Raw genomic sequence first — 26,734 nt, 5'->3', positions numbered from 1 at the left:
CAGCATGACCACCGCATCGGCGGGCGCGCCCGCGCCAGCGGCGAGCGCACCGGCGACGAGCGTGACGAGCCCCGTGCTCCCGACGTCCACACGAGCGTCCGCCGATGCCGTCCGAAGCGGTGCCGCACCCCGTGTCCGGCGCCGCGTCGGCCTGGCCTGGCTCGGCCTCACCCCGTTCGCCGCGTACGTCCTGCTCTTCCTCGCCGTCCCCGCGGTGATCGCGGTCGGCAGTGGGTTCTTCACCGACGACGGCGCGTTCACCCTCGCGAACCTCGCAGCGTTCGCCGAGCCCTCCGTCCTGCGGGCCTTCGGCGGCTCGTTCGGCCTGTCCGCCGTGTCCGCGGTCATCGGTGCCGTCATCGGAGCGCTCGTCTGCTGGGCACTGTCGGCACTGCGGCCCGACGGGCTCGTCCGGTCGATGATCGACTCGGCCGCGAGCGTCCTCGCCCAGTTCGGCGGCGTCATGCTCGCCTTCGCCTTCATCGCCACGATCGGCGCGCAGGGGCTCGTCACGACGTGGCTGGTCTCCGTGTTCCACGTCGACCTCAACGCGAACGGTGCGTTCCTGTACACGGTCCCCGGTCTCGTCATCCCCTACGTCTACTTCCAGGTGCCGCTGATGGTCCTCACGTTCATGCCCGCACTGGAGGGCGTCAAGACCCAGTGGGGTGAAGCCGCCGCCACCCTCGGCGCCTCGCGCGCCACGTACTGGCGCCGGATCGCGTTGCCGGTCCTGGCGCCGGCGTTCTGGGGATCGCTCCTGCTGCTCTTCGCGAACGGGTTCTCGTCCTTCGCGACCGCCGCCGCACTCATCTCGCAGGGCGGCATCGTGCCGCTCACGATCCGCACGCAGCTCACCAGCGAGACGCTCATCGGCCTGCAGAACGTCGCCGGGGTGCTCGCGTTCGGGATGGTCGTCGTGATGGCGGTCGTGATGGGCGCGTACTCGCTGCTGCAGCGTCGGGCCGCCAGGTGGCAGCGATGAGCGCGGCAGCGCCGATGGGGCCGTCGCGTCCGACGTCGGTCGCGTCCGGTCGGACGGGAGGCGCGGCTCGCGTCGGCCGCTTCGGCACGGCCCCGTCACGGGGCACCGCCACGGCCGTGCTCACGGCCGTCGGGGTCGTCTTCGCCGTCCCGCTGGTCGCGTTGGTGCAGTTCACCTTCCGGCAGGGGACCGACGGCGGCCTGACGCTCGCGCACTGGACAGCCGTCACCGATCCCGTCAACGCGTTCACCTACCAGCCGGTGTTCGACGGGCTCGGGGCATCGCTGCTCATCGCGGTCATCACCGTCGGCATCGTGCTGTTCGTCCTGCTGCCCGCCCAGATCATCACGGCGCTGCGCTACCCGAGGCTCCGCCGCGTGCTCGAGTTCGTGTGCATCGTGCCGATCACCGTCCCCGTCGTGGTGCTCGTCGTCGGGTTCATCCCCGTGTACCAGGTCGTCGCCCAGGTCTTCGGCTCTGGCGCATGGACCCTGTCGTTCGCGATCGGCATCGTCACACTGCCGTTCGCGTTCCGCCCGATCGCCGCGGCCATCACCGCGACGGACATGACGGTGCTCTCCGAGGCTGCCCGGTCGCTCGGGGCCTCGTGGTGGACGGTCACCTGGCGGGTGCTCCTGCCGAACCTCCGCCGGGGCATCACCGCCGCGTGCTTCCTCACCATCACGGTGGTCCTCGGCGAGTACACGCTCGCGGCGTTCCTGTCCCGCACCACCTTCCAGACCGCGCTCGTCCTCGTGCAGCAGACCGACCCCTACGTCGCCGCGATCTTCTCGGTCGCCGCCCTCGTGTTCGGGTTCGTCCTGCTCGTCGTCATCGGCCGCATCGGGACGGGCCGTCGTGCCGGCCGTGTCCGCGCCGTCCGCAGCACCCCCGTCAAGGAGTCCGCATGACCGTCACCGCACCGGCAGCCCCGGCGTCCCTCGCCACCACCGGCGCCGTCGTCGAGCTCGAGGCCGTCGAGAAGCACTACGGCACACACCGGGCCCTGGCCGGACTGTCGCTCCGCGTCGAACCGGGGGAGTTCGTGTCCCTGCTCGGACCGTCGGGCTGCGGCAAGACGACGGCGCTCCGAGCACTCGCAGGCCTCGAGGCCATCGACGCCGGAGCCATCCGCATCGACGGTCAGGACGTCGCCGCCACCCCGGTGAACAAGCGCGACATCGGGATGGTGTTCCAGCAGTACTCGTTGTTCCCGCACATGACGGTGCGGCAGAACGTCGCGTTCGGCCTCGAGATGCGCCGCGTCCCCGCCGCCGAGCGCAGGAGCCGCGTCGTCGAGGCACTCGACATGGTGCACCTGGGCGCGTTCGCCGAGCGCTACCCGCACCAGCTGTCCGGCGGCCAGCAGCAGCGCGTCGCCCTCGCCCGCGCCCTCGTCACGCGGCCCCGGGTCCTCCTGCTCGACGAGCCGCTGTCCGCCCTCGACGCCAAGGTCCGGGTCTCGCTGCGCGACGAGATCCGCCGGATCCAGAGCGACCTCGGCATCACCACCGTGTTCGTCACCCACGACCAGGAGGAAGCGCTCGCCGTCTCCGACCGCATCGCCGTGATGAACGCCGGTGACATCGAGCAGGTCGGCACGCCCGAGGAGCTCTACCGTTCCCCGTCGTCGGCGTTCACGGCGGACTTCGTCGGGCAGTCGAACCGCCTGCAGGGCGACCTGCGCGCCGGCGACGTGTTCGTGTACGGGTTCCGCGTGCCGGCGCTCGACGCCTCGGTCCCGGACGGGCCGGTGCTCGCCTACGTCCGACCCGAGGACGTCGCCTTCGCCCCGGAGGGGATCACCGGCACCGTCGTCTCGTCGAGCTTCCTCGGCTCGATCCGCCGCACCACGGTCCGGCTCGACGACGACACCGTCGTGACCGTGCAGCACGAGGTCGGCGACCGTCGCGCCGCGGGCGAGCCAGTCGCCGTCCGGCTGCTCGGCGCACCCGTGGCGGTCGCCCCGCTCGCCTGACCGCGAAAGCGACAGCCCTCGCCGGGCCAGGCGCGTCCCCTCCGCGAAAGCGACAGTTCCCCGCGGAACGTCGGCGGCACACTGTCGCTTTCGCGGGGTGGGCGCGACCACGGGCGGACGGGAGGCGCGGGGCGGGCTGGCACCGGGCCTCCCGTCCGGTGAGGTCAGCGCTGGAAGCGCGCCTCGCGCTCGTCGGCCAACGCTGCCGCGATGCGGGCACGCATGTTCGGGTGCATCTCGGGCAGGTCGTCGAGTCGTGCCCAGAACGCCTCGGTGTTCTCGCCGTCGGCGGGGTTCGGGGTGCCGGACACGTAGCGACAGGCGAACACCAGGTCGAGGTACTGCGCCCGGTCGCCGTTTGCGTACGTCAACTCCGGCAGCACCTGCACCCACGCCAGCCGTTCCGCGACGGCGACGACGTCTGCCTCTTCGAGGACCTCGCGCTCGGCGGCGACGGCCGGTTCCTCACCCGGGTCGACGATGCCGGTCACCGGGGTGAAGGAGCCGTTGTCGGCTCGGCGGACGACGAGGAGCTCCTGGTCGGCACCGGAACCCCGCGTGACCACGGCGGTGACGCCCGTCAGCCACAGCGGATCGGTGCCGATCTTCGAGCGGAGGGACAGGACGAAGTCGGGGGTGGGCATGCGCCCACGCTACCGATCCGGCCCTGTCGGAGACTGGTCATGACCAGTAGCATGGGGGCGTGGAGATCATCATCCTGCCCACGCCGGCTGAGGTCGGTCGCGTCGCCGCGGCCAAGATCGCGTCCGTCGTCGCCAAGAAGCCGTCCGCCGTCATCGGTCTCGCCACCGGATCCAGTCCGCAGGGCATCTACACCGACCTGCAGCGTCGGGTCGGTGCCGGCGAGATCTCGTTCGCCGAGGCTCGCGGGTTCGCCCTCGACGAGTACGTCGGCATCCCGCTCGAGCACCCGGAGTCGTACGCCAGCGTCATCGCGCGCGACGTCGTGGCACCGCTCGGGTTCGACCCCTCGCGGGTGCGGGTGCCCGACGGTCGTGCCGACGACCTGGAGTTCGCGGCGAAGGAGTACGACGCCGCGATCCGTGCCGCCGGCGGGATCGACGTGCAGATCCTCGGCATCGGCGCGAACGGGCACATCGGGTTCAACGAGCCGACGTCGTCCTTCGCCTCGCGCACCCGGATCAAGACCCTGGCACCCTCCACCCGTGACGCCAACGCGCGGTTCTTCGACTCGCCCGAGCAGGTCCCGACGCACTGCATGACGCAGGGACTCGGCACCATCCTCGAGGCCCAGCAGCTCGTCCTCGTCGCGCAGGGCTCCGCCAAGGCCGACGCCATCGCCGCTGCGGTCGAGGGGCCGCTCAGCTCGTTCGTCCCCGGTTCGGCCCTGCAGCTGCACGAGCACGCGACGGTCGTCGTCGACGAGGAAGCCGCGGCCGGCCTGCAGCTCGCCGACTACTACCGCTACACGTACGCGAACAAGCCGGCGTGGCAGGTGTTCGAGTAGAACCGACGATCAGCCGTCTGCGCGCTGCCGGAACGCGGTGTGCAGGCGGCTGAGACCGTCGTCCAGGGTCTCGGCCGAGCACCCGAAGTTCAGCCGCGCGAACCCTTGTCCCTGGCGTCCGAACGCCGGGCCCGAGGCCAGCGCGACCTTCGCCTCGTCGACCAGCAGCGCCGCGGGGTCGTCGCCCCACGGCAGGGCGCGCAGGTCCAGCCACGCCAGGTAGGACGCCTGCGGTTGCCGGTACTCCGCTCCGGGCAGGTCGTCGCCGATCCGCTCGGCCAGGGTGCGACGGTTGGCGGCGAGCTCGGTGAGCAGTGACGCGAGCCACGGCTCGCCCTCGCTGAACGCGGCGACGCTCGCGGTGTAGCCGAGGATGCCGGTGCGCTCGACCACCTCGGTCGGCAGGGCGTCGAACCAGGCACGGGCCCGCTCCGAGGCGCCGACGATCAGCGCGCACTTCGTCCCCGCGAGGTTCCAGGCCTTGCTCGCACTCGTCAACGCGACGCCGAGCGCGGCTGCCTCGGGGCAGGACTCCAGGAACGGCGTGAAGACCGCGTCGGCGTGCACGAGCGGCGCGTGGATCTCGTCCGAGACGACGACGGCGTCCCACTCGGCGGCGAGCTTCGCGAGTGCGACGAGCGACGAGCGGTCGTGCACCAGCCCGAGGGGGTTGTGCGGGTTGCAGAGCAGCACCGTGCGGGCCCCGTCGACGAACGCCTGCGTGAGGCCGTCCAGGTCCATCCGCCAGCCGGCGGTGGTGTCGAACGGGTCGGCGGGGCCGTCGGGTGCGAGCAGCGGGACCTCGGTCACGGTGCCGCCGGCCTCGGACACGTACTCCCAGAACGGCGGGTACACGGGCGGCATGATGACGACCTGGTCGCCGGGCTCGATGATCCGCCGCAGCATCTCCACCGCGGCGACCGAAACGTCGGTGGTGGTGCGGACGAGGTCGGGGTCGACCCGCCAGGCCCATCGGCTCTCGGCGAAGTCCGCGAACGCCTCGGGCAGCGCCCGACCGTGGCCGACGTACCCGGTGTCGCCGTTGGTGACCGCGGCGACGAGGGCCTCACGCACGGGCTCCGCGAGCATCGAGTCCATCTCGGCGACGAACATCGGCAGGACGTCCGGCGGGTAGGCGGTGTACTTCTCGCTCGTACGGCTGCGGTGCGCATCGAACACGGAGACCATGACGCTCATGCGCCCATCCTGACAGTGCTCGCTGCCGCCCGGCAGGATGGACCCGTGGAACACCGCTCGCGTACCGTGCTCCGGGCAGTCCGTGACGCGGTGCTGGTGGTGGTCGGCAGTGTCGCGATCGGCGTGGTGATCGTGGTCGCCGGACTGGGGTGGCTCGACGACATGCCCTACCGGGGTTCCTCGACCGAGGCGGCCTACATCGCGGTCGCGGTGGCGGCGGTCGCCGTCTGCGGGTTCGGGGCGCTCGTCGGCTTCGCCGCGATCAGGGCGTCGGTCGGTTCGTCGGACGGAGCCCGGCGAGCAGGATCTCGACGTAGCGCTCCGGATCGCTGACCCGGGTGCCGCCGGCGACGGCAGCCTCACGCAGGCCGCACAGCAGTCGGCGGAGGTCGTCGGCGTCGACGTCGGTCCGGACGATCCCCTCGGTGCGTCCCCGCGCGAGCAGCGCATCGACGGACACGACCAGGTCGCCGGCGAGGGCAGCGGTGTCCGCACAGGAGAACCCGCCGTTCGTCAGCAGGTCGCCGAGCGCTGCGTCGTCCACCATGCTCCGGAACGCGGCGGTGACGACCCCGCGGAGCGCATCGGCCGCGTCCGACAGCACGACGGCGTCGCGGACCTGGTCGAGCATGTCCTCGAGCGCGTCGATCGCGAGCGCTTCGAGCAGGTGCTGCTGGCTCGGGAAGTGCCGGTAGGCCGTCCCGACCCCGACTCCGGCCTCGTGCGCGACGGCGTTGAGCAGGGCGGGTTCTCCCCGGTCGACGAAGGTGCGGGCGACGTCGAGCAGCGCCGTCCGGTTGCGCTGGGCATCGGAGCGCAGCGCCTCGGGCCGGGCCATTGCGATCGTCATGTGGACACTCTATCCGGTTGTGCTAGCGTTCCGGATGAATCATCCGATTCGGTACGGCGAACGAGCAGGAGACGACGATGGACCGCTTCGAGTGGGAACCGGCAGCGATGCCCGACCAGCACGGCAGGACCGTGGTGGTCACCGGCGCGACCGGTGGGCTCGGCCTCGTCGTCGCCACGACCCTCGCCTCGGCCGGCGCCCGCGTCGTCGCCGGGGTGCGCGACCTCGACAAGGCGGCTCGCGTCCTCCCCGCGGGTCTCGACCTGGAGGCGCGGCTCGTCGACACATCCTCCGTCGCGTCCGTCACGGCGTTCGCCCGGCAGCTCGCCGCGGACGGCATCGTCGTGGATGCCCTCGTCAACAACGCCGGTGCGACACTCGGCACGTTCGGGCGCACCGACGAGGGCATCGAGCGCACCTGGGCGACGAACGTCGTCGGACCGGCCGTGCTCGCCGAGGCGATGCTCCCGCTGCTCAGCGGGCCGTCGCCCCGCATCGTGCTCGTCGGCTCGAACCTGTCGCAGCGCACCCGCCGCGTACCCGGCCCCGGCGGGGTGGACGGTCCGGACGACTACTCGCAGTTCGGTGTGTACACCGACTCGAAGACCGCGGCCGCAGCGCTGAGCGTCGACCTCGGCGAACGACTCCGTGCTGCCGGTTCGGACATCCGTTCGGTGATCGCGCACCCCGGCATCGCGGCGACGGGGATGAACGACCAGGCGGAGACCCTGACGCAGCGCCTCGGCGGCATGGTCGCCCGCAGCATGGCCCGGACCGCTGCGGACGGCGCTCGCTCGACCCTCTGGGCCGCGACCGCACCGGACGTCACCGAGGGGGTGTTCGTCGGACCGGCCCTCCGTCGAGGTGACCGGCGACTGCACGTCGTGCCGGTGAAGGGCCCGGCGGCGGACCCGGCGTTCCGCGCGCGGGTCCGGGCATTCGTCGAAGGCCGACGTGAACAGCAGGAGAGCGCTCGGTGACGGACCGCACCTCCCCCGTCCGAGGGGGCTAGCGTCGCCGACGTGAACCGTTCCCGCGTGCACCGTCGCCCGCTCGTCCGCCCGCTCCCGCTCGCCGCGGTGGCCACGATCGCCGCGCTGCTCGGGACGGGGGTCGTCGCCGCGCCGGCCGTCGCCTCACCGTCAGGGCAGGCGACGCATGCGGGGCGGACCGTCTCCGACCCGGCGCGGTACGTCGACCCGTTCATCGGCACCAGCGGCGACGGCAACACTTGGCCGGGCACCACCGCCCCGTTCGGCATGATGCAGTGGAGCCCCACCGGTACGGCAGGAGACCAGACCTCGACCCCGGTCGCGAACGGGTACTCGTACGACGTGAACCGGCTGCGCGGGTTCAGCCTGACGCACCTGAACGGCGCTGGCTGCGCGCCTGGGGCCGCGGGTGACGTGCCGATCATGCCGGTCACGACCGCGGTCACGACGTCGCCGTCGGCCGACAGCACCGACGCGGTCTACGCCGCCGGCTACTCGCACGACGACGAGTCCGCGAGCCCCGGGCGCTACGGCGTCGCGCTCGACAACGGCGTCCGCGCCGACCTCGCCGTCACCACCCGTGCCGGGATCGGTGAGTTCGCGTTCCCCGCCGGGAAGGCCGCGAACCTGCTCTTCCGCACCTCGAACTCGATCAACGGCAGCGAGGCCGCGACCACCCGCGTCGACGCCCGCACCCGCACGGTGAGTGGCAGCGTCCTGACCGGCGGCTTCTGCAGCCGCCGCGCCAACGGCGGCGGTGCCACCAACCCCGACCGCCGCAGCTACTACCGGCTGTTCTTCACGGCCACCTTCGACAAGGCGTTCACGAGCACCGGGACCTGGCAGGACGGCACGGTCCGACCGGGAGGCACGTCCTCCTCCGGTGGCGAGGGGTACCTCACCGGCGCCGACCGTGCCGGACGCGGCTCCGGCGCGTGGGTCGGGTTCGACGCGCGTCGCGGTGCGACGGTGCACGCGAAGATCGGCATCTCGTACGTGAGTGCCGCAGGAGCGATCGCGAACCGCGACGGCGAGGTGACCCAGCGCTCGACCGTCGCCAGCGTGGCGGCCGGCACCCGGGCCTCCTGGAACCGCGAACTGTCGCGTCTACGCGTCGGAGGCGGCACCGCGGACCGCACCACCCAGCTGTACACGTCCGTCTACCACGCACTCATGCAGCCGAACACGTTGAACGACCGCGACGGCCGCTACCTGGGGCCGGACCAGCGGGTGCACCGGATGGACCGGGGACACCGGGCCGTCTACGGCACGTACTCCGGGTGGGACCAGTACCGGGCGCAGATCCAACTGCTCGCACTGCTCCGGCCGGACGTCGCCGGCGACATGGCGCAGTCGATGCTGCGGTTCGCCCAGCAGAACGGCGGGGTGTGGGACCGCTGGCTCCACCTCGGGGCGCCGACGCACGTGATGACGGGTGACCCCTCGGCAGCGACCCTCGCCACCTGGTACGCGATGGGGGTCCGGAACTTCGACGTGCGAGCCGCCTACGCCTCGCTGAAGCACCAGGCGACTGTCGAGAACGCCGACGCCGAGAGCGACATCGGGTGCCCGGGCCAGTGCCTGGCGCAACGCCCGGCACTCGACGAGTACCTGCAGCGCCAGTACGCCGCGAACGACGACTGCTCGTGCTGGGGCGGCGCTGCCGAGACGCTCGAGAACTCGATCTCCGACAGTGCGCTCGGGTACTGGGCGGGTTCCCTGGGGCTGCGCTCCGACGCCCGGATGTTCGCGGAGCGCGGGACCTACTGGAAGAACACGTTCAACGCGGCCGTCGGCTACCAGGCCGCTCGCCAGGCCGACGGCTCGTGGACGCCCGACTGGTCGCCCTCGACCGGAACCGGGTTCGCGCAGGGCACGAGTGCGCAGTACACCTGGCTCGTACCGCAGGACGTACGGGGGCTGTCGACGGCCTTGGGTGGCGACGACGCGGCGGTCGCGCGACTCGACGCGTTCTTCCACGACAGCACTGGTGCGTTCGCGGTGACCGGCGGCGACGCCACGAAGTTCGACCCCACGAACGAGCCCGACATCCACACGCCGTGGATGTACAACGCGCTCGGGAAGCCGTGGAAGACGCAGGAGACCGTGCGCCAGGTCGTCGACGACGCGTACTCGACCGGGCCGAGCGGGCTGCCGGGCAACGACGACCTCGGCACGATGAGCGCCTGGTACGTCTTCGCATCGATCGGGTTGTTCCCGCAGACGCCAGGGCGGGCGGAGATGCTCATCGGCAGCCCCACGTTCAGCACGGTCGACATCCGGCGGTCGAGCGGGGAGCGGATCGTCGTCCGGTCCTCCGGCACGGCGCCGTACGTGCACGATGCGCGGTTGAACGGACGAACCCTCGAGAAGTCGTGGGTGCCGGCGTCGTTCGTGACGCGCGGTGGGACGCTGTCGCTGCGGGTCGGGGACACGGCGGACACGACGTGGGCGAGCGGCACTCGGGGGCGGCCGATCGACCGCTGAGTCGGGCCGGACACGTCGGGGTCTCGCCCTCTGGTGGTGCGGTCAGCGGCGGGGTCTGCGCCGCGCGGTGCCGAGTGGCCGCGCGGTCTCCGCGCGCCGACGCTTCCGTCGCGCGCGGCGGAGGTCGACCGGCAGGCCGACGGCCACGAGGGCGAGGCCGGCCGCTCCGACCGTGCTCGCGCTCCGCACCTGTCGCTCCAGGGCGGCGCGAGCATCATCTCCTGCGAGCGCGACCGTCCAGTGGTGGTCCGGATCGTAGAGCACTTCGATGCGGCGCCCACGCTCGTAGACATCGGGATCACGCGTGGAGTACCGGCGCAGCGAAGCCGTGAACACGTCGCCGTCGACGGTCTGCTCGGTCACCGGCCAGTACTCGTCCCAGGAGCCGCCCCGGTACCCGCTGTGGTGCTCGTGCCTGACCTCGACGACGACCGCCTGCGCCGTTCGCCCGCGCTGCTGCAGGTCGGTGTTCTGCCGGAGCGAGGACGTCGCCGGGCAGGTGGAACACCGTCAGCAGGACGGCGAGGCCGCCGATGATCGTGAACCAGCGCGACCAGGTGTCGCGGGCGTACGTCCGGAGGCCTCGCCAGAACCGGGCCCATGTCAGCGGCTCGCGAGGGCGGCGCTTCCGCGGTCGTCGTCCGCGTCGTCCCGGCTTCGCCTTCGTGCTTCCCCCTGCCACGGGAACCAGGGTACGGCGCTCCCTGATCGCTCAGAGAGCGTCGACGGAACGGCCAGCACGCTGGCCGGAGGGATCTGGTGCTGACGTGCAGGCCCTACGATCGACCCGACAGAGGGGGAGCACCATGACCGAACTCGCCGACTGGGAGACCGAGGGCGCCAAGGCCCGACCAGCGTCGCCGGACGAGCGGAACCGGGTACCAGCACCGGCCGCGCTCCGCGCCACGACCTGGATCGGTGTGCTGCTGCTCGTCGCGGCGGTCTTCGTGTTCGTGGGCGCGTCGTACCTCGGCGTCCGCGAGGACGAGACCGAGGCGCACGCCCTCGCCCGACTCGTGATCGTCGTCGTCATCGGGGTCGCCGTCGCCGTGGTCGGCGCCGTCGCCCTGCTGCTCCGGCTCGTCGCGGGAGCGCTCGCCCGGCGCTGACCGGGTCAGCGCAGCTCGCGCCCGCCGGCCCACACCCGCTGCACCTCGAGCGCCGGAGACAGCGCCACGAGGTCGGCCACGGAGCCCGGCGCGAGCCGCCCCAGCCGGTCGCCGAGCCCCAGTGCCGCAGCCGGCACGCTCGTCAGGGCCGCGACGGCCTCGGGCAGCGTCCGTCCGGCGAGCGAGACCGCGTTGCGGAGCGCCACGTCCTGCGTCAACGTCGACCCCGCGATGGTGTCCGTCCCGGCGACGTGCGCGACGCCGTCCGTCACGGTGACGTCGAGCGACCCCAGTCGGTACGAGCCGTCGGCAGCGCCGGCAGCCCCCATCGCATCGGTGATGAGCGCCACCCGGCCCGGGGCAGCGCGGAGCAGGGTGTCCGCGACGACCGGGTGCACGTGCACGGCGTCGAGGATGAGCTCGAGCGTCACGCGGTCGTCGGCCACGGCGGCACCGATCGGCCCCGGCGCGCGGTGGTGCAGCCCCGGCATCGCGTTGAACGCGTGGGTCAGCAGCGTCGCACCGGCGTCGAACGCGGCACGGGCCTGGTCGTAGGTGCCGACGGTGTGCCCGACGGCGACGGTGACCCCGGCGGCGACGAACCGGCGGACGGCATCGAGCGCGCCCGGGAGTTCCGGGGCGATGGTGACCTGGCGGATGACGCCCTCGCCGGCTTCGAGCAGTGCCTCGACCGCTGTCGGTGAGGGGCCGATGAGGAACGACTCGTTGTGGGCGCCCTTGTTGTGCGGGGACAGGAACGGCCCCTCCAGGTGCGCACCGAGCACGAGCGGGTCCGCGGCCATCACGGAACGGATCCGCGCGAGCGAGTCCGCGAGCGCGGGGACCGGGTTGGCGACGAGCGACAGGACCGAGCGGGTCGTGCCGTGCGCACGGTGCACGGCCAGCGACCCGGCGAAGGAGTCGTCCTCGTACGACTCGGTGGCCCCGCCGTGTCCGTGCAGGTCGATGAACCCGGGCGTCAGGACCGCGTCGCCCAGGTCGACCACCTGGTTCGCCGTGGGGGCTTCGGGGCCGGAGCCGACCGCGTGCACCACGTCACCGGTGAGCAGGACCCAGCCGTCCGCCGTGGAGCCGGCCACGTCGACGACGCGGGATGCGCGCACCAGGGTGCGCTGGGCCTCCCGGCCGGTCTGGAGGCCCGTGGCGGTCATGCGGTCTCCCTGCGGAACGCGATCACGCCGCTCAGGGCGGCGATGACGATGAAGACGAAGCCCACGATGGGCAGGCCGATGGAGATCCAGGTCGCGCCTGCGGCGATGACCAGGGCGACCTCGACGATCGTCTTGCCCACGATGTCGGTCTCGATCGGCGAGGCCGGCGAGCGGAAGAAGTACCAGACGACCGCCGCGAACAGCGGGGCACCGATCATGAACAGGTAGCCGGGCAGGGGGAGCTGCCACGACCAGTACCCCCAGAACGCCAGGGAGAGCAGGCCGAACGTGCAGACCAGGATGCGGAGCACGCGCCAGGCGTCGAACGGTCGTCGCTGCTTGCCGACGGGTGCCGGGCCGGGAACTGCTTCCCAGTCGACGGGGGACTGCGGGGCGTTCGTCATGGTGCTGCCTACTTGAAGATGATGGTGCGGGCGCCGTCGAGCAGGACACGGTCCTCGGCGATCCAGCGCACTGCCTGGGTGAGGGTGCGGGATTCTTCGTCCTGGCCGATGGAGACCAGCTCGGCGGGGTCCTTCGTGTGGTCGACACGGACGACGTTCTGCTCGATGATCGGGCCCTCGTCCAGGTCGCTCGTGACGAAGTGGGCCGTCGCACCGATGAGCTTCACGCCGCGGGCGTGTGCCTGCCGGTAGGGGTTCGCGCCCTTGAAGCCGGGCAGGAACGAGTGGTGGATGTTGACCGCTCGGCCCTGGAGCGCGGCGCAGAGCTCCGGCGACAGGATCTGCATGTAGCGGGCGAGGACGACGAGTTCGATGTCGTGCTCTTCGACCGCCTCCAGCACCCGGCGCTCCATGGCCGCCTTGCTGTCCGCGTCGGTGACGGGGCGGTGCTCGAACGGCACCGAGTAGAACGACGCGAGCTCGGACAGGTCCGGGTGGTTGGACAGCACGAGGGGGACCTCGATCGGCAGCTGCCCGCCGCGCTGGCGGTAGAGCAGGTCGTTGAGGCAGTGGCCGGCCTTCGACACCAGCACGAGGGTGCGCAGCGGCCGGCCGACGACGTCGAGCTGGACGCGGGCGTCGTAGCGGGCGGCGACGGGGGCGAGGGCCGCCTCGAAGGTCGCGCGGTCCACCGGTGCCATGACCTGCAGGCGCATGAAGAACGTGTTCGTGTCGACGCTCGAGAACTGCTGCGACTCGGTGATGTTGCCGTCCGCGGCGACGACCGCTCCGGAGACGGCGTGCACGATCCCGGGCTGGTCGTCGCAGACGAGCGTCAGGGTCCAGTGCGTGGGGGTCGGGTCGGTCACCGGATCAGGGTACCGGGCGCGGCGAGCGCGGTGCTTCGTGAGCAGAAACGGTCGAGTGCCGTCACGCGACTCGACCATTTCTGCTCACGAAGCGGGCGTGGCCGCGGCGGCCGCCGTGCGGAGGCGGCGGTCGGCCAGGGTCAGGACCGTCAGGAGCACCGCGACGCCGAGGATCACCCACGCCAGCACGTGCAGGTCCGGTGTGGTCGGGGCCTGGCCGAACACGCCACCGATGAGGGACGACGCCCCGATCGCCCCGATGTACACCGCCGTGCGGGACAGCCCGGCCGCGGTGCCGATGTACGCCGCGGGCACGAGCCGGTACAGCGCCGCCTGGTTCGACACCGACGCCAGCGCCTGCGGGACGCCGAACAGTGCCGGCGCCAGCGCGAGCAGCACGACCGGCGATCCGGTGTGCAGGAAGAGCAGGAGTGCCCCGCCCACGATCGGCACCACGGCCGCGACGATGAGGGGGCCACGCACGGCGGTCTTCCGCGCGACGACGAACGACGCGATCCCGGCCACGATCGCGGCGGGCAGCTGGATGTACCCGGCGACGTCGCTCGAGTACCCGGCGACGTCCTGCACCCACTGCGAGAACCCGTAGGTCATCGTGTACGCGAGCAGGTAGGTCAGGAACAGCCGCACGTAGGTGCGGGACAGCGCGCCGTTCCGCGCGAGCATCCGGACGTCGACGAACGGTCGGACCGCCCGCAGCTCCCAGAGCACCAGGGCGACGAGCAGCACGATCGCGACCGCGAGCAGCCACCACAGCCCGGCGGACAGGTCGAGCAGGAACACGAGCAGCGCCGAGACCGTGCCCGTCATGAGCAGCATGCCGAACGGGTCGAGCCCCTGCAGGACGGGCAGGGCCTCGTCGTCACGCGGACGGAGGCGGTCGGACGGCAGCCACATCGACGCCACGACGATGCCGAACGCCGCCAGGGGGACGTTCACCAGGAAGATCGCGTGCCAGCCGAACGCGGCGATGAGCGCACCGCCGAGGGGCGGCCCGGCCGCCGCGGACACGAGCGAGGTGATCGACAGCGCTCCGAGCACGAGTGGGGGCGTCGGCTTCCCGATCCGTGCCGAGTGCTGCCGCAGGGTGGTGAGGGCCGCCGGGTACGCGGACGAGGTCCCGATGCCGATGAGCACGCGGGCGAACACCGCGCCGCCGAAGCCGGTCAGGAACTCGGGCACGACACCGGCGACGCCGACGATCACGAGCCCGGTCAGGAACACCTTCTTCGGGCCGAAGCGGTCGGCGAGCTTGCCCATCGTCGGCTGCGCGATCGCACTCGCCAGGTACAGGGCCGCGACGAGCCAGATCGCCTGCGCCGCTCCGATCCCGAGGTCGCGGGAGATCGGCGTGAGGGCGACGGACACCATCGTGGTGTTGATCGGGTTGAGCAGCGGGCCGACGAGCACCGGGATGAGGAGCTTCGGGCCGAAGCCGCTGGCGGTACTGCCCGGGGCGACGACGGGGGTGGGGGTGGTCGAGGTGGACGTGGGAGTGCTTCTTCCGGGGTCAGCGTTCGGTGAGCGGGGCGAGGATCGCGATCGCTCGGGCGACGGTGTCGCGGTCGGCGTCGGGCAGCGCGGCGAGCCGGTCGGTCAGGACTCGGGTGCGGGTCGTCCAGGCGTCCTCGCGGGCACGGGCGCCCCGGTCGGTCGCGCGGACGAGCGCACGGCGGCCGTCGGCGGGGTCTGGACGCCGTTCGACGAGGCCGAGGTCCTCGAGCGCCTGGACGGTCGCGCCCATCGACTGCGGCCGGACGCCCTCGGCGCGGGCGAGCTCGGCGACCGTGGTCTCGCCGTACCGGAGCAGGCGTCCGAGCGCGGCCGTCTGGGACGCCGTGACGTCGTCGGCCTTGCCGGTCAGCAGTGTGCGCCGGATCCGGCCGTACAGCGTCAGCAGGTCACCGGCGAGCACGGTCGGATCGGGTGATTCCATACCGGAACGGTACTACTTCGGCAGCACGACTTGCAAGGCTGCCTTGCAAGTTCCGGACGCGCCGCTCCGGACCCGGCTCAGCGCTCGAACACGATCCGGCGCTTCATCACCACGAAGCCGGACCGTTCGAACGCCCGGCGCATCGGGGTGTTCGCCGCGTCCGTCGTGCCGACCACCTTCGGCTCGCCGGCCTCGGCGTGCACGCGCAGTCCCTCGGCGAGCAGGCCGTCGACCACACCGCGGCCACGGTGCTGCGGCAGCACCCCGATGAAGCTGATCGCCGCGTCGTACGCCGTCCGCGTCGCCAGGACGAACCCGACCACCAACCCGTCGGCGTCGAGCGCCACCCGCCAGCCGTCGCGCGACCCCGGCAGCGAGCGGTAGAACTCGAGGTCGTCGGCGGCGGCGCCCCGCGGGCCGAGTTCGTCCACCGACGCCACGGTGTGGGCGTCGAGGCTCCCGACGGAGACACGAGCGAACAGGTCCACGAACTCGTCGTCGTCACCGGGCCGGAAGCGGAGCGAGGACGGCACCGGCAGCCCGCGGTCCGGCGTCCACGCCACACTCACCCGCTCCGTCGACCGATCGAGTCCCGCCGACCGAGCGGCTGCCGTGCGCCACGACACCGCGGCGACGGCTGCGGGATCGTCGTGCCAGTCCACCGCGACGTCGACGATCCACTCCGGGACCGTCCCGAACGCAGCGGTCCCCGCCGTGATCAGCCCGGCGGCGATCGACACACGGTCGTCGGCCGTCACGTCGGGCGCCACCAGCAGGTCGTCGAGGGTCGCCGGCGCCGCGGCGTCCGTGCCGCCCCACCAGAGTGCCCGCGCCACCGGACGGCCGTCGCGCACGGCCAGCCACGACCACTCCGGGCGGTAGTTGTCCGTGCCGGACTCGGCGCAATACCGGTCCGGACCGATCCACGCGACCGGTTCCGACGTCGAGAACGCGAGCAGGGCCTCCCGGTCGTCCGCGGTGGCAGCGCGGAAGGCGACCGTCACCGCGGGTCGGTCATCGTCGTGATCAGGTGCTCCTGCACGTACCCGAGCCAGTCGTAGACGTCGCGCAGGCCGACGCCCGCGTCGGCCTCGACCGAACGCTCCTCGTCGTCGGCGTCGACGATCCCGAGACGGTCGGCGATCGTCAGCCGCAGGTCGGTCAGGGTGCGGAGCCAGGCCTGCTCGTCCTCGGGGGCGAGGGCGCCGTCGCGGGTGCCCGTCAGCCACTCGTGCACGGTCGTCGCGTTCGTGGTCTTCTGCGCCAGGAGGTCGGACTGCGTGTACTTCCGGAACTCCGCGCTGGCGTCGTCGTCGTCCGGGTAGGCGTCCGGGAACATCCGCTCGGTGACCGGGTCCGCCGTCAGACCGCCGTCGAGCACCTGGCGCAGCTGCTCGGTCAGGGACGTGAGCAGCCCGCGCTCGCCGGAGGACATGCCGAGGTGGACGCCGTCGGCTCGGCGGACGAAGGGGATCACGCTTCGGGGGCCTTGTCGACGGTCGCCTGCAGGCCGTAGCCGTGCATCGACTGGACGTGGGCCTCCATCGCCTCGCGCGGCCCCGTCGCCACGATGGCCCGCCCCTCGGTGTCCACCTGGTGCATGAGCCGCTCCGCCTGCTCGCGTCCGAAGCCGAAGTGCCGCTGGAAGACGTAGGTGACGTAGGACATCAGGTTCACCGGGTCGTCCCACACGACGGTGACCCACGGGGTGTCCGCGCGGGCACTGGTGCGTTCGTCCGGGGTGGTCCGTTCGTCCACGTCGGGCGAGGTCAGCGTCATGCATCCAGGGTGACACAGGGCGGGCGGCTCGGTACGATCGTGAGGTCGCGACTGGCGTTGGATGGGTCACCATCGGGGAGCGACACCTGACACGGTGCGCGGCCGTACGCCTGGGCTGCACCGACCGATCGTCCGTGCGCGACCTCCCGGTCGTCGCCAACCCACGTAGGAGAACCGTGTCCATCACCGATCTGCCCGCCGTCGACGGCTCCGTCGACACCGACCGCGCAGCCTTCAACGCCCCCCTCACCGAGGTCGACCCCGAGATCGCCGCCGTCCTGCAGCAGGAGCTCGGCCGTCAGCGCGACACCCTCGAGATGATCGCGTCCGAGAACTTCGTGCCGCGTGCCGTGCTCGAGTCCCAGGGCTCCGTCCTCACCAACAAGTACGCCGAGGGCTACCCCGGCAAGCGCTACTACGGCGGCTGCGAGTACGTCGACGTCGCCGAGCAGCTCGCCATCGACCGTGCCAAGGCGCTCTTCGGGGCGTCCTACGCGAACGTCCAGCCGCACTCGGGCGCCACGGCCAACGCCGCGGTCCTGCACGCCATCGCCTCGGCCGGCGACACGATCCTCGGCCTCGAGCTCGCGCACGGCGGTCACCTGACCCACGGCATGAAGCTCAACTTCTCCGGCCGCATCTACAACGCCGTGGCGTACGGCGTCGACCCCGAGACGTTCGAGGTCGACTACGACGACATCCGCGCCAAGGCCATCGAGCACCAGCCGAAGGTCCTCATCGCCGGCTGGTCCGCCTACCCGCGTCAGCTCGACTTCGCGAAGTTCCGCGAGATCGCGGACGAGGTCGGCGCGAAGCTCTGGGTCGACATGGCGCACTTCGCCGGCCTCGTCGCCGCCGGTCTGCACCCGTCCCCGGTCCCGCACGCCCACGTCGTCTCGTCGACGGTGCACAAGACCCTCGGCGGCCCCCGCTCGGGCATCATCCTGTCCAACGACGAGACGCTGTTCAAGAAGCTGAACTCCGCGGTCTTCCCGGGCCAGCAGGGCGGCCCGCTCATGCACGTGATCGCCGCCAAGGCCACCGCGTTCCTGCTCGCCGGCACCCCCGAGTTCAAGGCCCGCCAGGAGCGCACCATCCGCGGCGCCCGCTTGCTCGCGGATCGGCTCACGCAGCCGGACGCCCGCGCGGCCGGCATCGACGTCCTCACCGGTGGCACCGACGTGCACCTGGTGCTCGTCGACCTGCGCACGTCCGAGGTCGACGGCAAGCAGGCCGAAGACCTGCTGCACGAAGTCGGCATCACCGTGAACCGCAACTCCGTGCCGTTCGACCCGCGTCCGCCGATGGTCACGTCGGGTGTCCGCATCGGCACGTCGGCGCTCGCCACGCGTGGCTTCGGCGACGCCGAGTTCACCGAGGTCGCGGACATCATCGCGCTGACCCTCATGCCGAACCCGGACATCGCAGCGCTCTCGGCCCGGGTCAAGACCCTGACCGACGCGTTCCCCCTCTACGCGTGAGCGACGCCCTGACCCCCCTGCCCGTCGAACGATGGGCGGGGGAGGGCACTGCCGTCCGCATCGACGGCACCGCCCTCGCCGCCCGGACCCTCGAGGAACTGCGGGTCCGCATCGACCGTCTGCACGAGCACGGCATCCGTCCGGGGCTCGGCACGATCCTGGTCGGGTCGAACCCCGGTTCGATGTCGTACGTCGCGGGCAAGCACCGTGATTCGGCGCAGATCGGGCTCGACTCGCACCGCATCGACCTGCCGTCGTCCGCGAGTGCTGCGGACATCCGAGCGGCGATCCTGCAGATGAACGACGACCCCCGGGTCACCGCGTTCATCGTGCAGCTGCCGCTGCCGGAGGGCATCGACCCGACGCCGATGCTCGAGCTGATGGACCCGTCGAAGGACGCCGACGGCCTGCACCCGACGAACCTCGGTGAGCTCGTGCTCGCCGTGCCCGGTGGTGCCGGCACGATCGACGCGCCCCTGCCCTGCACCCCGCGGGGCATCGTCGCGATGCTCGAGGCGTACGACATCCCGATCCGGGGCGCGCACGTCACGATCATCGGGCAGGGGCTGACGGTCGGTCGGCCGCTCGGTCTGCTGCTCACCCGCCTCGAGGCCACCGCCACCCTGACGCACTCCCTGACGGCCGACGTCGCCGCGGAGTGTCGTCGCGCCGACATCGTCGTCGCGGCCGCCGGGGTCGCCGGGCTCGTCAAGCCGGACTGGGTGCAGCCCGGTGCGGCCGTGATCGACGTGGGCATCACCCGCGTGGTGAACGACGAGACGGGGAAGGCCAAGCTGCACGGCGACGTCGACCCCGCCGTCGCGTCCGTCGCGGGCTTCATGTCGCCGGTGCCCGGAGGCGTCGGCCCGATGACCCGCGCGATGCTCATGAAGAACGTGGTCGAGGCCGCGGAGCGCCACCTGAAGTAGGGCGCGGACCGTGCCGGGCTGCGGTCTGTGCCGCGGTCTGTGCCGGGCCTGTGCCGCGGTCTGTGCCGCGAAAGCGACAGATTCCCGCGAACAGTTCGCGGGAATCTGTCGCTTTTGCGGGACGGTCGCGTGCACGGCGGCCGGGAGGCACGGCTCGCCCCCGCCCCGCGCGTGCGGGGGACGGGTGCGGAGCCGCCCCCAGTGCTACGGTCACCGCATGGGGGAGAACGTCCAGACCGCGCCCGTGATGGCGGCCACCGGCAAGCAGCTTCGTCCGCGTGCGTGGGGGCTGGCGCTCATCGGGGTCGTCGCACTCGTGCTGTCACCGAACCTGGTGCTCTGGAGCACGTCGACTGGCTACGGCGGGGTCGACGCCGACGACAACTGGATCGACAACGGCGGCAAGGTCCTGGAGACCGCACCGATCACGGTGCAGGTCGAAGCGCACGTCGCGCCAGCCGCCCTCGCGGCGCTGCTGCTCGTCGTGGTCGTCGGGATCGTCCTGCCGCCGACGCTCGCACGGTACGGGCACCGGACCCTCGGCGACGTCGTGCGGTACTCGACGTACCTGGCGGTTCCGGTGTGCATCATCGCCGGGTTCCTGGTCTACAGCGTGTGGCAGGGTCACGTCGTGACGGACCAGCTCCAGCACGAGGTGCTGCACCCCCACGGCTTCCCGTGGGGCGGCGTCACCGTCACCACGGGCCACATGACCCGCTGACTGCCGGTCCGGCTCAGTCGCGGCGGGCGCCCTGCGCGGCGTGCACCGTGAAGACGTTCGGCTCGCGGTACCCGGCCGCGGCGAAGGCGGCGGTGACCGCATCTGCGATCGTCTGCCGCGCCTCCTGGTCGACCAAGGCGATGGCCGCGCCACCGAACCCACCACCCGTCATCCGCGCACCGACGGCACCGTGCTCGACCGCCGTCGCGACGGCCAGGTCGAGTTCCGGCACGGAGATCTCGAAGTCGTCGCGCATCGACTCGTGCGACGCGACGAGCAGCGAACCGATCGCGCGCGGGCCCTGTTCGCGCAGCGTCCGGACGGTGTCGAGGACGCGCTGGTCCTCGGTCACGACGTGGCGCACGCGGCGGAAGGTCTCGTCGTCGAGCAGCTCCTGCGCACGGGGCAGGTCGTCGACGCTCACGTCGCGCAGGGCCTCGACACCGAGCACCTGCGCACCCTTCTCGCACGAGGCACGACGAGCCGCGTACCCGCCGGTGGCGTGGGCGTGCTCGACCCGGGTGTCGATGACCAGGACCTCGAGCCCGTTCGCCTCGAGCGCCAGGTCGACCACGGCGGTGTCGAGCGTTCGGCAGTCGAGGAACACGACGGCGTCCTGCTCGCCGAGCAGCGACGCGGACTGGTCCATGATGCCCGTCGGTGCGCCGACGGCGTGGTTCTCGGAGTACTGGCCGACGCGCGCCAGGGTCTTGCGGTCGAGGCCGAGTTCCCACAGGTCGTTGAAGGCGAGCGCGACGCCGCACTCGATCGCGGCGCTGGAGGACAGGCCGGCCCCGACGGGGACGTCGGACTCGATGAAGACGTCGAACCCGGTCTTGTCCGACAGGTCCGCGCCGGCCTGCTCGCGGAGGGCCCAGGCGATACCGAAGACGTACGCCGACCAGCCGGTCATGTTCGACGGGTCGAGGTCGTCGAGCGACAGCTCGATCACGGTGCCGGCGTCGAACGCGGACGAGACACGCAGCAGACGGTCCGGCCGCGGAGCGATCGTCGCAGTGGTGCGGCGGTCGATCGCGAACGGCAGGACGTACCCGTCGTTGTAGTCGGTGTGCTCACCGATCAGGTTGACGCGCCCCGGGGCGGAGTACCGCACGGTCGGCTCGTACCCGTAGGTCTGCTGGAACGTCATGCTCGCTCGACTCCTCGTCGGATGAACTCGGCCGCCTTCTCGGGTACGAGGTCCCCGATCCAAGCGCCCATGGCGGCTTCACTGCCGGCCAGGAACTTCAACTTGTCCGCCGCTCGACGCGGCGAGGTGATCTGCAGCATGAGCCGCACGGTGTCCCGTCCGACGTGCACCGGTGCCTGGTGCCACGCGGCGATGTACGGGGTCGGGTCGTCGTAGAGCTTGTCGATGCCCCGCGTCAGGCGCAGGTGCATGTGGGCCAGCTCGTCCTTCTCGGCCTCGGTCAGGCCGGCGAAGTCGGGGACGTGGCGGTGCGGCAGCATGTGGATCTCGATGGGCCACCGCGCGGCGAACGGCACGAAGGCGGTGAAGTGCGCGCCCTGCAGCACGACCCGGTCCGAGGCACGCTCGTTCGCGAGGTGCTGCTCGAACAGGTCCGGCCCGAAGCGCTCGATGGAGTCGAGCAGGCGCTGCGTGCGGGGCGTGATGTACGGGTACGAGTAGATCTGCCCGTGCGGGTGGTGCAGCGTGACGCCGATCGCCTCACCGCGGTTCTCGAACGGGAACACCTGCTGGATGCCGGGCATCGCGGAGAGCGCGGCGGTCCGGTCCGCCCAGGCCTCGACCACCGTGCGGGCGCGCGACTCGGAGATCGATGCGAAGGACCCCTCGGTCGCGGGGGAGAAGCACACGACCTCGCACCGGCCGACGGACCGGAGCTGCCGGTTCAGGCCGACGTCGGACAGGGACTGCAGCGAGGACGGGGCGTCGTCGGCCTCGAGCAGCGGACCGAACGACGGCGACCGGTTCTCGAACACGGCGACGTCGTACGTGCTCGGGATCTCGGACGGGTTCTGCGGTGTCTGCGGCGCGAGCGGGTCCTGGTCGGCCGGCGGCAGGAACGCGCGGTTCTGACGGCTCGCGGCGATGGAGACCCACTCGCCGGTCAGGACGTCCTGGCGCATCCGCGCGGTCTCCGGCCGAGGGTCGAGCGCACGCTCGTCGATCGCACGCTCAGCGGGCAGGGTGCTGTCCGCATCGTCGAAGTAGAACAGGTCGCGGCCGTCCGCGAGCTTCGTCGCGCGCTTGGTGATCACCGGAACAGCCTAGCGTCGATCCGAAGCATTGCGAAAGTCTTCGGAAGCAAGCGAAACTGGACCCGTGACCGACGACGACCTCTCCTTCCTGGCCGGATCGCTGCCAGCACCCCTCCGGCAGGACCGCATCGTCTCGATCGTCGAGGGCGCACCCGGCATGGTCCGGACCGCCGCGCTGGCCGCGTCGCTCGGCACGAGTGAGGTGACGGTCCGGCAGGACCTCGCCGTCCTCGACCAGGAGGCCCGGATCCGTCGGGTGCACGGGGGCGCGGTCCGCCTCGGGGCCGGGTCCACCGAGCGCCCCTTCGAGGAGACCGCCGTCGAGCACCAGGTGGCCAAGGCCGCCATCGGCCGTGCGGCCGCTGCGCTCGTGCGGTCCGGTGAATGCGTCGTGCTCGACGTCGGCACCACCCCGGCCGCCGTCGCCGAGGCGCTCGTCGCCCGCACGGAGTTGGTCGACGTCACCGTCGTCACGAACTCGCTGACCACCGCACTGACCCTCGAGCGCGCCGTGCCGCGGTTCACCGTGATCGTCACCGGCGGCACGCTCCGGCCGCTGCAGCACTCGCTCGTCGCGCCGTTCAACAACACGCTGCTGCCGATGATCGCCGCTGACGTCGTGTTCCTCGGTGGCACCGGCGTCGACGTCGCGCACGGTCTGACCAACGTCAACCTGCCCGAGACCGAGGCGAAGCGGATGCTCGCGGCCACCGCTCGGCGTACCGTCGTCGTCGCGGACGGGTCGAAGTTCGGCCGGGCCCACATCGGGGTCGTCCGCGCGCTCGAGGACATCGACGTCGTCGTCACCGCCGAGGTCGAAGCCGACGCGGTCGCCACGATCCGGGCGGCCGGCGTCGAGGTCGTCGTCGCGGACGGCGAGGACACACCCGGAAGGAACCACACCCCATGACCGCAGCACCAACCGGTGGCCAGTACCGCCTGCACCACGCCGGACCGGACGGCGTCGTCGAGGCCGTCGTGACCGAGGTCGCCGCCGGCATCCGTGAACTCCGCGTCGCCGGCTTCGACCTGACCGAGCCGTTCCCCGTCTCCGAGCAGCCGCCCGGCGCCAACGGCATCGTGCTCGTGCCGTGGCCGAACCGCGTCGCCGGAGGGGTCTGGGAGCTCGGCGGCAAGCGGCAGCAGCTGGACATCTCGGAGCCGAAGTACGGCAACGCGTCGCACGGCCTGCTCCGCTTCGCGCCGTACCGCGTGGTGTCGCAGACCGAGACCGGGATCGTGCAGGAGGCCACGATCCACCCGCAGCACGGCTGGCCGTTCACCCTCGAGACCCGCGTGCACCACGAACTCGTCGACGACGGCATCCGGGTGACGCACGAGATCACGAACCGTTCCGGTGTCCGCGCACCGTTCGCCGTGGGTGCGCACCCGTACCTGCGCGCCGGTGACACCCCGGCCGAGGACCTCGTCGTCACGCTCGACGCCACAACGGCGTTCACCACGGACGAGCAGAAGGTGCCGAACGGGTCGGCGCCGGTCGAGGGAACGCCGCTCGACCTGCGTCAGGGCCGTCGAGCGGGCGACTCGGACCTCGACACCGCGTACTCCGACATCACCCCGGATGCCGACGGGGTCCGCCACACGACGCTGCACGGCCCCGAGGGCGACGGGGTGCAGCTCTGGCAGGACGCCTCGTTCCCGTACGTGCAGGTGTTCACCTCACGCGAGTACCCCCGCGGCGACGGCAAGGGCCTCGCGGTGGCGGTCGAGCCGATGACCGCTCCGGCCAACGCACTGAACTCCGGCGAGGGTCTGCGCTGGCTCGAGCCCGACGAGACCTGGACCGGCTCCTGGGGCATCCGCCGCGTCTGGTCCTGATCGCCTTCGTGCACTGAGAGAGCCCCGCCGGACGTCCGGCGGGGCTCTCTGCGTTCGTGTCGGGGAGCTGGTGGTCAGCCGCGGCGCATGCGGAGTGCCTCGACCGCGAGGGACTCGCTGGCGTACCGGCCGACCTCGTGCGCCCAGGCCGGGTCGTCCCCGCGCAGGGCGATGAAGTCCTTGCGCTGCCGGCAGACGTAGCCGAGGACCGCGGTGGCCGTGGCGACCTCGATGAAGTCCTTGCGGATGTGCCGGGTCGTGACCTGCGCGTTGCGGCGGAGCGTGTCGAGCAGGAGCTCGTTGCTCATCGTCGTGTTGGTCGCTGCGGCGAGCTCGACGATGCGGCGCGCGTCCCGGGTGCTGCTGGTCTGCGTGGCTTCGATGGGCTCGATCACGGTGTACCCCGTTCGGTCGTGGTGGTGCGGTGCTGCAGGACCCGGTGATCGGATCCGGGAACGACACTATCGGCGGCAGCCCAACAGTCGGCTGTGCGCTGGCTGATGTGTGCAGGGGATCCGCCATGAGCCAGCTGGGGACGACTTGTACCCCGGTGTGGTGGTCAGGCGCAGCGCTCGTCGCCGGGTGCCGCGAGCGCGTCGAGGGACTCCGACACCCGGTCCGCCAGGTACTGGTAGCCGGCGTCGTTGAGGTGGCCGCCGTCGATTGCCGCGTAGCCCGGGCTGTTCGCCGGGGTGAACCACTGCCCGGCGAGCGCGTCGATGTACGGCACGCCCGCTGCAGCTGCCCCAGCGGAGACCGAGGCGGCGACCCCGACGGTCGACTTCGCCCACGGCAGTGGCGCCGACGGCCCGAGCGCGACGACGACGGCGTCCGGCCAGGTCTGCTCCGCGTCGCGGAGGGTCTTCTCGACGCGGGCCTGCAGCGTCGACGAGTCGACGAGCCAGTCGTTCTGGCTGCCCTGCACGATGACGAGCTGCGGATCGACGTCCTCGGCATGCCGTTCCAAGCGAGGGCCGAACGTGTAGTGCGAGGACCCGGTCCGACCGGTGTCGACGTAGCCCGTACCCGGGTAGCCGTCGATGGTGGCGTCCCAGTGCCGGTCGGCCACGAGGTCCTGTGCCCACCCGTCGACACCGCTGGTCGAGCCACGGCCGGAGGTGTACGAGTCACCGACGATCAGGACGTCGGAGCCGGGGGCGATCGCGTCGGCGACCTGTGCGGAGGAGACGCTCGACGACGTCGTGACGGGCTGGCAGGCACTCGAGACGGTCGGCAGGATGACGAGCAGCCCGCTCACGCCGAGAGCCATTGCTCCGAGCGCGATGCCGGGGAGGAGTCGTCGTGCCATCCGCCACATCTTAGACAACGGGATCGGAACAGCAGCTGAGGTGGGCCCCGTGGGGCTCGAACCCACGACCCTCGGATTAGAAGTGTGCCGAGGCGGATCGGGGGGGGGCTCGCGTGGATCGGAGTCGAACGGAGCGCGTTCCAGCAGCGGTGCGGGGTGTCAGCCGGTTCGGCGGGGTCGGAACTGGAGCACATTGGAGTCGATCGGAGCGACATCCTGCCCCCGTCTGCCATCCGCTCCGGACGCCTCAGCGCGCTGAGCACGGAGGCGCTCGGCGTCTCCGCGAGGTGGGCGTACCGACGCGTGGTGAGCGGCGACACATGGCCGAGGAGACGGCCGACTTCCTGGAGCGGGACGCCGTCCTGGATGAGCCACGATGCGTACAGGTGCCGGCCGTCGTGGAGGTGCACGTCGAGCACCTCCACCACCGTGGACGCTCGTGAGCCGCGGGTGAAGGCCGTGCATATCGAGCCGATGGCCGGCGACGACGGGGACGCGGCGCAGGCGCAGGCGCTGCAGCAGTCGGCGTACCAGGTGCGTTAGGGGAACGAGACGCTCGGGCTCTTCGACGAGAACGGGACCGAGGCGGCGTCGACGTCCGCCGCGCTGTCCGCGCCGCCTCGGCGGTGGCGAGTAAACGGCGCGGTGGTGGAGCTGCCCGCCGAGCTGGAGGCGCGTGGCGGAGCGTCGGACAAGGACCGGCCGGTCTGGCTGAACGAGTGGACGCACGGCGTCACCGCGACGGAGGTCCGCGGCCTGTACTTGAAGGCGCGTGGTGGTTAGGGAATCCTGGATCCGCGCCCCCGGTTTCGCCAAGTGCGCGACCTCGCCACATCCGTACACGGCGCTCAAGAGCCATCTGCGGAAGTACCTGCCTGCTATGCACCTCGATGACGTGGTGGCGCAGTGGTTCCAGGATGCACAACGCACCTGGCCGGGTGAGCGG

Annotated in this window: 30 protein-coding genes and 1 riboswitch; of the genes, 13 read left to right on the top strand and 17 right to left on the bottom strand. The window is 71.8% G+C overall.

Going from position 1 to position 26,734, the window contains the following annotated elements; translation table 11 throughout:
- Positions 1-4: 4 nt before the first annotated feature.
- Genes ACXKZB_RS17225 through ACXKZB_RS17215 form a run of 3 tightly spaced genes read left to right on the top strand, consistent with a single transcriptional unit; the run spans position 5 to position 2,963 of the window.
- Positions 5-985, top strand: a complete 981-nt coding sequence (locus ACXKZB_RS17225) for an ABC transporter permease (RefSeq protein ID WP_488823965.1) — start codon at positions 5-7, stop codon at positions 983-985.
- Positions 982-1,896 carry an ABC transporter permease gene (locus tag ACXKZB_RS17220; RefSeq protein WP_488823964.1) on the top strand — a complete coding sequence of 305 codons (915 nt, stop codon included), beginning with the start codon at positions 982-984 and terminating at the stop codon, positions 1,894-1,896. The genes ACXKZB_RS17225 and ACXKZB_RS17220 overlap by 4 nt, the downstream gene beginning before the upstream one ends.
- Positions 1,893-2,963: an ABC transporter ATP-binding protein gene (locus ACXKZB_RS17215; protein ID WP_488823963.1), complete on the top strand. Its 1,071-nt coding sequence runs from the start codon at positions 1,893-1,895 to the stop codon at positions 2,961-2,963. Before ACXKZB_RS17220 ends, ACXKZB_RS17215 begins: the two co-directional genes overlap by 4 nt.
- 164 nt (positions 2,964-3,127) lie before the next feature.
- Here ACXKZB_RS17215 and ACXKZB_RS17210 read toward each other — a convergent pair whose 3' ends face one another.
- Complete coding sequence (locus tag ACXKZB_RS17210) at positions 3,128-3,607, bottom strand: NUDIX hydrolase (protein ID WP_488823962.1); 480 nt, start codon at positions 3,605-3,607, stop codon at positions 3,128-3,130.
- 59 nt (positions 3,608-3,666) lie between these two features.
- On the opposite strand from ACXKZB_RS17210, the gene nagB reads away from it, so the two are divergent.
- Entirely contained in the window at positions 3,667-4,452 is a 786-nt protein-coding gene (gene nagB / locus ACXKZB_RS17205) for a glucosamine-6-phosphate deaminase (RefSeq protein ID WP_123311901.1), read from the top strand.
- Positions 4,453-4,461: 9 nt separating this feature from the next.
- Here the strand turns inward: nagB and ACXKZB_RS17200 are convergent, their stop codons facing one another.
- A complete protein-coding gene (locus ACXKZB_RS17200; RefSeq protein ID WP_488823961.1) occupies positions 4,462-5,649 on the bottom strand; it encodes a MalY/PatB family protein in 1,188 nt (395 codons plus the stop codon).
- 45 nt (positions 5,650-5,694) lie between these two features.
- On the opposite strand from ACXKZB_RS17200, the gene ACXKZB_RS17195 reads away from it, so the two are divergent.
- On the top strand, positions 5,695-5,982 hold the full coding sequence (locus ACXKZB_RS17195) for a hypothetical protein (RefSeq protein ID WP_488823960.1): 288 nt from the start codon (positions 5,695-5,697) through the stop codon (positions 5,980-5,982).
- Here the strand turns inward: ACXKZB_RS17195 and ACXKZB_RS17190 are convergent.
- Positions 5,912-6,499 (bottom strand): TetR/AcrR family transcriptional regulator, encoded by a 588-nt coding sequence (locus ACXKZB_RS17190; RefSeq protein ID WP_488823959.1) that lies wholly within the window; start codon positions 6,497-6,499, stop codon positions 5,912-5,914. The two genes, ACXKZB_RS17195 and ACXKZB_RS17190, sit on opposite strands and share 71 nt — an antisense overlap.
- 77 nt (positions 6,500-6,576) lie before the next feature.
- Between ACXKZB_RS17190 and ACXKZB_RS17185 the strand changes: the two genes are divergently transcribed.
- Together ACXKZB_RS17185 and ACXKZB_RS17180 are read left to right on the top strand one after the other, a co-directional pair.
- On the top strand, positions 6,577-7,479 hold the full coding sequence (locus tag ACXKZB_RS17185; RefSeq protein ID WP_488823958.1) for an SDR family NAD(P)-dependent oxidoreductase: 903 nt from the start codon (positions 6,577-6,579) through the stop codon (positions 7,477-7,479).
- A gap of 42 nt (positions 7,480-7,521) precedes the next feature.
- Complete coding sequence (locus ACXKZB_RS17180; RefSeq protein WP_488823957.1) at positions 7,522-9,978, top strand: GH92 family glycosyl hydrolase; 2,457 nt, start codon at positions 7,522-7,524, stop codon at positions 9,976-9,978.
- Between the two features lie 42 nt (positions 9,979-10,020).
- On the opposite strand, the gene ACXKZB_RS17175 is transcribed toward ACXKZB_RS17180, so the two are convergent.
- Positions 10,021-10,440 carry a DUF3592 domain-containing protein gene (locus ACXKZB_RS17175; RefSeq protein WP_488825926.1) on the bottom strand — a complete coding sequence of 140 codons (420 nt, stop codon included), beginning with the start codon at positions 10,438-10,440 and terminating at the stop codon, positions 10,021-10,023.
- 344 nt (positions 10,441-10,784) lie between these two features.
- On the opposite strand from ACXKZB_RS17175, the gene ACXKZB_RS17170 reads away from it, so the two are divergent.
- Complete coding sequence (locus tag ACXKZB_RS17170; RefSeq protein ID WP_488823956.1) at positions 10,785-11,087, top strand: hypothetical protein; 303 nt, start codon at positions 10,785-10,787, stop codon at positions 11,085-11,087.
- A gap of 5 nt (positions 11,088-11,092) precedes the next feature.
- Here ACXKZB_RS17170 and nagA read toward each other — a convergent pair whose 3' ends face one another.
- The 8 genes from nagA to clpS form a co-directional block, all read right to left on the bottom strand.
- On the bottom strand, positions 11,093-12,259 hold the full coding sequence (gene nagA / locus ACXKZB_RS17165) for an N-acetylglucosamine-6-phosphate deacetylase (protein ID WP_488823955.1): 1,167 nt from the start codon (positions 12,257-12,259) through the stop codon (positions 11,093-11,095).
- Entirely contained in the window at positions 12,256-12,663 is a 408-nt protein-coding gene (locus ACXKZB_RS17160) for a YrdB family protein (RefSeq protein WP_488823954.1), read from the bottom strand. Before ACXKZB_RS17160 ends, nagA begins: the two co-directional genes overlap by 4 nt.
- 8 nt (positions 12,664-12,671) lie before the next feature.
- Complete coding sequence (gene purU, locus ACXKZB_RS17155) at positions 12,672-13,577, bottom strand: formyltetrahydrofolate deformylase (protein ID WP_395871512.1); 906 nt, start codon at positions 13,575-13,577, stop codon at positions 12,672-12,674.
- 39 nt (positions 13,578-13,616) lie between these two features.
- Positions 13,617-14,960: an MFS transporter gene (locus ACXKZB_RS17150; protein ID WP_488823953.1), complete on the bottom strand. Its 1,344-nt coding sequence runs from the start codon at positions 14,958-14,960 to the stop codon at positions 13,617-13,619.
- A 100-nt stretch (positions 14,961-15,060) separates the two neighbouring features.
- Positions 15,061-15,486: a MarR family winged helix-turn-helix transcriptional regulator gene (locus ACXKZB_RS17145; RefSeq protein WP_488823952.1), complete on the bottom strand. Its 426-nt coding sequence runs from the start codon at positions 15,484-15,486 to the stop codon at positions 15,061-15,063.
- Between the two features lie 77 nt (positions 15,487-15,563).
- Complete coding sequence (locus ACXKZB_RS17140) at positions 15,564-16,490, bottom strand: GNAT family N-acetyltransferase (protein ID WP_488823951.1); 927 nt, start codon at positions 16,488-16,490, stop codon at positions 15,564-15,566.
- Positions 16,487-16,963: a DUF2017 family protein gene (locus ACXKZB_RS17135; RefSeq protein WP_488823950.1), complete on the bottom strand. Its 477-nt coding sequence runs from the start codon at positions 16,961-16,963 to the stop codon at positions 16,487-16,489. The genes ACXKZB_RS17140 and ACXKZB_RS17135 overlap by 4 nt, the downstream gene beginning before the upstream one ends.
- Complete coding sequence (gene clpS, locus ACXKZB_RS17130) at positions 16,960-17,265, bottom strand: ATP-dependent Clp protease adapter ClpS (RefSeq protein WP_185020990.1); 306 nt, start codon at positions 17,263-17,265, stop codon at positions 16,960-16,962. Before clpS ends, ACXKZB_RS17135 begins: the two co-directional genes overlap by 4 nt.
- A gap of 37 nt (positions 17,266-17,302) precedes the next feature.
- Positions 17,303-17,388: riboswitch (ZMP/ZTP riboswitch) on the top strand.
- Positions 17,389-17,441: 53 nt separating this feature from the next.
- On the opposite strand from clpS, the gene glyA reads away from it, so the two are divergent.
- The 3 genes from glyA (at position 17,442) to ACXKZB_RS17115 (ending at position 20,396) form a co-directional block, all read left to right on the top strand.
- Positions 17,442-18,746, top strand: a complete 1,305-nt coding sequence (gene glyA / locus ACXKZB_RS17125; protein WP_410004013.1) for a serine hydroxymethyltransferase — start codon at positions 17,442-17,444, stop codon at positions 18,744-18,746.
- On the top strand, positions 18,743-19,675 hold the full coding sequence (locus tag ACXKZB_RS17120; protein ID WP_261783963.1) for a tetrahydrofolate dehydrogenase/cyclohydrolase catalytic domain-containing protein: 933 nt from the start codon (positions 18,743-18,745) through the stop codon (positions 19,673-19,675). The genes glyA and ACXKZB_RS17120 overlap by 4 nt, the downstream gene beginning before the upstream one ends.
- A gap of 217 nt (positions 19,676-19,892) precedes the next feature.
- Positions 19,893-20,396, top strand: coding sequence for a hypothetical protein (locus ACXKZB_RS17115; protein WP_488823949.1), 504 nt, complete (start codon positions 19,893-19,895; stop codon positions 20,394-20,396).
- A 13-nt stretch (positions 20,397-20,409) separates the two neighbouring features.
- Here ACXKZB_RS17115 and galK read toward each other — a convergent pair whose 3' ends face one another.
- Both galK and galT read right to left on the bottom strand, forming a co-directional pair.
- On the bottom strand, positions 20,410-21,546 hold the full coding sequence (gene galK, locus ACXKZB_RS17110) for a galactokinase (RefSeq protein WP_488823948.1): 1,137 nt from the start codon (positions 21,544-21,546) through the stop codon (positions 20,410-20,412).
- Positions 21,543-22,640 (bottom strand): galactose-1-phosphate uridylyltransferase, encoded by a 1,098-nt coding sequence (gene galT / locus ACXKZB_RS17105; RefSeq protein WP_488823947.1) that lies wholly within the window; start codon positions 22,638-22,640, stop codon positions 21,543-21,545. Before galT ends, galK begins: the two co-directional genes overlap by 4 nt.
- Positions 22,641-22,704: 64 nt before the next feature.
- On the opposite strand from galT, the gene ACXKZB_RS17100 reads away from it, so the two are divergent.
- Together ACXKZB_RS17100 and ACXKZB_RS17095 are read left to right on the top strand one after the other, a co-directional pair.
- Complete coding sequence (locus ACXKZB_RS17100; RefSeq protein WP_185021296.1) at positions 22,705-23,550, top strand: DeoR/GlpR family DNA-binding transcription regulator; 846 nt, start codon at positions 22,705-22,707, stop codon at positions 23,548-23,550.
- Positions 23,547-24,479 carry an aldose 1-epimerase family protein gene (locus tag ACXKZB_RS17095; protein WP_488823946.1) on the top strand — a complete coding sequence of 311 codons (933 nt, stop codon included), beginning with the start codon at positions 23,547-23,549 and terminating at the stop codon, positions 24,477-24,479. Before ACXKZB_RS17100 ends, ACXKZB_RS17095 begins: the two co-directional genes overlap by 4 nt.
- 74 nt (positions 24,480-24,553) lie before the next feature.
- On the opposite strand, the gene ACXKZB_RS17090 is transcribed toward ACXKZB_RS17095, so the two are convergent.
- From ACXKZB_RS17090 to ACXKZB_RS17080, 3 genes are all read right to left on the bottom strand, one after another.
- Complete coding sequence (locus tag ACXKZB_RS17090) at positions 24,554-24,874, bottom strand: hypothetical protein (RefSeq protein ID WP_488823945.1); 321 nt, start codon at positions 24,872-24,874, stop codon at positions 24,554-24,556.
- 164 nt (positions 24,875-25,038) lie between these two features.
- Complete coding sequence (locus ACXKZB_RS17085; protein ID WP_488823944.1) at positions 25,039-25,788, bottom strand: SGNH/GDSL hydrolase family protein; 750 nt, start codon at positions 25,786-25,788, stop codon at positions 25,039-25,041.
- A complete protein-coding gene (locus ACXKZB_RS17080) occupies positions 25,734-26,207 on the bottom strand; it encodes a tyrosine-type recombinase/integrase (RefSeq protein ID WP_488823943.1) in 474 nt (157 codons plus the stop codon). Before ACXKZB_RS17080 ends, ACXKZB_RS17085 begins: the two co-directional genes overlap by 55 nt.
- Between the last annotated feature and the right edge of the window lie 527 nt (positions 26,208-26,734).

The sequence above is a fragment of the Curtobacterium sp. ABR8 genome (assembly GCF_057812125.1).
Note: the sequence above shows the minus strand (reverse complement) of the source record. Positions and strands in the feature narration are given on the sequence as shown.